Origin of the sequence: Hydrogenovibrio sp. (genome assembly GCF_049975065.1) — a bacterium.
Classification (GTDB): Bacteria; Pseudomonadota; Gammaproteobacteria; order Thiomicrospirales; family Thiomicrospiraceae; genus Hydrogenovibrio.
Genome location: NZ_JBNGDN010000013.1, coordinates 1 through 3,862, shown reverse-complemented (window position 1 = coordinate 3,862; position 3,862 = coordinate 1). Strand labels below are relative to the sequence as shown.

The following is a 3,862-nucleotide window of genomic DNA, read 5'->3' as shown; positions in this document are numbered from 1 at the left end:
TTTTTCCGACCACATAAGGTTGTCGGCACGCTGTTGATAGGTGTCGATGGCCGGCGAATACACCAAGACGTCTTGGTGGGTGTTTTTGGCGTGACGCATCGCCACTTCCAATGAGTTCAGCAGGTTTTCCTTCGGTTCGAAACTCAGGGCCAGGGTTTGGTTGATGTAGATATCTTGCGACTGCACGGTGATCTTATGGTTCGACAAGCGGTTTCGCAGCTGAATCATCTGTTGCTCGAATCGCTTCGCGTCCGGTTCGTCCGAGGTCAGCACCAATTGATCGGAACCGAGATGGTAGACGCGGGTGTTAAGCGGCTTGTACACAAACACCTGCAATAACGTGCTGATGAGCATTCTGTCGCCGAAAGTGTGGCCGAAATATTCGTTAATCTGCTTAAAGTTATCCAGATCCAACATCGCCAATTGGGTCTGTCTGAGCGTTGGAATCGCCTCCAGCAAGGCCACTCGGTTGGGGATGTTCAGTAAACGCGAGGTTTTGACGGCGGTTTCCAAGTCCATCTGTTTGGTGATCAGCGCCGTGACTTCGTGGCGGATGGCGAGGTATTCGATGAACCGTTCCTGATCATCCACCAGCGGCACCAATGTCATTTCCACATAGTAGGGCTCGCCGTTTTTCTTGCGATTTTTCAAGGTGCCTTTCCAGACCCGGTTGGATTGAATCGTTTGCCACATTTTTGTGAACACATTGGTCGGGGTATCCGGATGACGCAGAATGCTGTGTGGCTGACCGATGAGTTCGTCACAGCTGTAGCCGGTCAGTTTGAGCAGATTGTTATTGACGTACGTGATGTTGCCGTATTGATCGGATCGGGAAATCAGATTGCTCTGATCCAACGCATTGTTCATCTGGTCATTGAGCTGGCGAATGGCCTTGGCTTGATGTTTGTAGGCCAGAATGTCGGTCATGTCTTCCAGAAAACCGTAATACTCCACCGCTTGGCCTTCGGCATTGCGAATGATCTGAGTGGTGTCGCGTATCCATACCCACTGGCCGTCTTGCGCTTTGAGGCGGTAAGGCGTGTGCACCCATGTGTGCTGGCCTTGGTGGGTGGCATCGGTCAGTTCATTCAGTGCGCGTGGCTTATCTTCTGGGTGAATCAGATCCGTGTAACAGACCCAGTGGTTGTGCCAGTCGTCCAGCGAGTAGCCGAGCAGGCGCACAGCCCCTTCCGAGGCATAAATCACCGGCCAGTTCTCAGCGTTTTGCCACCTGAAAAACGCATAGGGCGCTTGGTTCAGATAGGTTTCAAAGCCGATGTGTGAGTCTGTTTGTGACATGGATTCCTTCTGCCTTAAAGGCATTGCCAAGCGGGGTTTTGAGCATTTTAGGCACAAAGCGCGGGGCGATCAGTGCCCGTTACGCAATTAAGGCTTGGTGTTTGTGGGTAACAGCGGACGATAAATCTGCACAGCCTCGCAAATAATAAGAATTTTATCCCATGCTTCGCGGTGAGTAAACCTTGACTGACGTTGGGCAGCATTTAAACCGGTTGGGTGACAACACTCGGCTTTTGCCCACAGACGGCGGCTGAGGGTGTAAAATATCCTTTTTAATCGATGATGTCTGAACGACCATGCCGGAACCCAGTCCCATGTCTGTTGCCTTGCAAACAGCGCCAATCAAACCGCCCAAGTCCATTTTAAAACTGGTGGGGCGTGTCATTGCGCAATATCAAATGATACGCGAAGGCGACCGCATTTTGCTGGGGCTGTCCGGCGGCAAAGATTCGCTGGCGTTATTGGTGATTCTCAAACATTTGCAGCGACATTCGCCCATCAAATTCGAGTTGGCCGCCTGCACCATCGACCCGGAAATCCCCGGGTTCGATCCGTCGCCGTTGAAAGAGTGGGTCGCGTCGATGGACATTCCTTATTTTTATGAATCCGAAGACTTGGTGGCGCTGGCGGAGGCGCATATGAAAGGCAACTCCTTTTGCAGTTTCTGCGCGCGCCAGAAACGCGGCAAACTCTATACGGTTTGCCGACGCGAAGGCTATAACGTGCTGGCCTTGGCGCAGCATCTGGACGATTTGGCGGAAAGCCTACTGATGTCGGCCTTCAATGCGGGAGAGTTGCGCACTATGAAAGCGCATTATCTGAATAACGAAAAAGACATCCGCATTATCCGGCCGCTGGTGCGGGTGCGGGAAACCCAAACCCGTGCCTTTTCTGAATCGGCCGGTTTGCCGATCATTCCCGATAATTGCCCGGCCTGCTATGCCAAACCCCAGGAGCGTCAGCGGATGAAACAACTGCTGCTGGCGCAGGAAAAACATAATAAACACCTCTATGCCAATCTTTGGCACGCCATGCAGCCGCTGGTGGCGGACGACAATCATGCCGGCGCGGCGCAGTTAACGGATGAAGAAGAGGGCGGATGATGGCGGATGCTCCGAAACAGGATTGGCGCGGCCGATTGTTCATCGGATTGTTACGGTTTTTCGCCTGGTGGCCGTTGCGTGTTAATCATGCCATGGGTACCGCCATCGGTTACCTGCTGTGGTGGCTGCCGAATTCACCGAAGCGCATCTCGTCCATTAATCTCAAAATCGCTTTTCCGGATGCCTCCGAAACCGAACTCCGTGCGCTGCTGAAGCAAAGCCTCATCGAGTTGGGCAAAACCACCACGGAACTTGGCCCGCTTTGGTTGTGGCCGAACCAAAAGGTGCTGAATTTGATTCGGGAAGTGGACGGCGAAGAGTTGGTACAGGCGGCCTTTGATAAAGGCAAGGGCGTGATCGTGCTGTCGCCGCACATTGGTGCCTGGGAAGCGATGGGCTTTTATTGGTCGAGCAAATACCCGATTACCAGCTTGTATCGTCCGCCGAACTTACCGTCGATTGAAACCTTTATGCGCGACGTGCGGGAAAGAGGCAGTGCCAAGCTGGTGCCGACCGATTTGTCGGGCGTGAAAGCCTTACGCAAAGCCTTGAACCAGAATGAAATGGTCGGCATCCTGCCCGATCAGGACCCGGGCAAAAGCGGCGGTGTCTATGCACCGTTTTTCGGACACCCGGCCCGGACAATGGTGTTGGTGTCGCGTTTGGCGGCCAAAGCGCAGTGTGATGTCTTGTTCACCTTTGCCGAGCGATTGCCGAAAGGGCGAGGTTATCGTCTGAACATTCTGCCCGCCGACGCGGCGGTGGCCGCCCGAGACGAACAAACCGCCGCCGAAGCCTTGAACAAAGGCGTGGAAGTCTGCGCCCGGCGCGTACCGACACAATATCAGTGGAACTACAAGCGTTACAAACATCCACCGGAAGGCGTGGCTGATGTTTACAAACAATAGTCAAAAGTAGCCAGGCCTGGGCGTTTTGTTGAATGCGGGCGATAGCCAAGGGGAGGAATGGATGCGACTCTTTTTTGCGATTCCAGTCGATGCGGCCTGTACAGAGCAACTCAAAATGCGGCTGGCGCCGTTCCAGGCCCGTCCGGAAATGGGCGCAATGAAATGGACGCCGCCGCTGAACTGGCATTTGACCTTGTCGTTTCTGGGTGAGGTTGGTGAAGGGGAGCTTGAGGCGATTCGTCAGTCGATGTCCGACTGGTTTGCCGAGGGCATGAGTTATTTTGAAGCCGAGTTATTAACCCTTGGCGGCTTTCCCAACCCGAAAACCGGGTCTTTCTGGGTGGCGAAGCTGGATGCGACCTTGATGCTGCAATCCTTGGTTCGGGAAATCGACGACCACTTGAGACCGTTGGGCTTCGCCAAACGCAAGCATGCGTTTCGGCCACACATCACGCTGGGGAAATGGAAAGGTGCGTCCGATGACTTTCCAACAATCGACGAGCCATTGGAGCCGATTCAGCTGCGGGTGGATCGCTTGAACCTTTACCAGAG

General features: G+C 53.9%; 4 protein-coding genes. 3 read left to right on the top strand and 1 reads right to left on the bottom strand.

Annotation, left to right across the window (positions count from 1 at the left end; translation table 11 throughout):
* The coding region (locus ACP5D0_RS03230) for a sensor domain-containing diguanylate cyclase (RefSeq protein ID WP_472364137.1) at positions 1–1,299 on the bottom strand (1,299 nt) is incomplete at its 3' end.
* Between the two features lie 314 nt (positions 1,300–1,613).
* Between ACP5D0_RS03230 and ACP5D0_RS03225 the strand changes: the two genes are divergently transcribed.
* The 3 genes from ACP5D0_RS03225 to thpR all read left to right on the top strand — a co-directional run.
* On the top strand, positions 1,614–2,402 hold the full coding sequence (locus ACP5D0_RS03225; protein WP_472364136.1) for a tRNA 2-thiocytidine biosynthesis TtcA family protein: 789 nt from the start codon (positions 1,614–1,616) through the stop codon (positions 2,400–2,402).
* Positions 2,399–3,310, top strand: a complete 912-nt coding sequence (locus ACP5D0_RS03220) for a lysophospholipid acyltransferase family protein (protein WP_472364135.1) — start codon at positions 2,399–2,401, stop codon at positions 3,308–3,310. The genes ACP5D0_RS03225 and ACP5D0_RS03220 overlap by 4 nt, the downstream gene beginning before the upstream one ends.
* A 61-nt stretch (positions 3,311–3,371) precedes the next feature.
* Positions 3,372–3,862 (top strand): RNA 2',3'-cyclic phosphodiesterase (gene thpR, locus ACP5D0_RS03215; protein WP_472364134.1); only part of this gene is annotated, 491 nt, incomplete at its 3' end.

Excerpts from the sequence above, each read along its gene's own strand:
- ACP5D0_RS03225 (WP_472364136.1), top strand. The coding sequence starts at position 1,614 with ATGTCTGTTGCCTTGCAAACAGCGCCAATCAAACCGCCCAAGTCCATT.
- ACP5D0_RS03220 (WP_472364135.1), top strand. The coding sequence starts at position 2,399 with ATGATGGCGGATGCTCCGAAACAGGATTGGCGCGGCCGATTGTTCATC.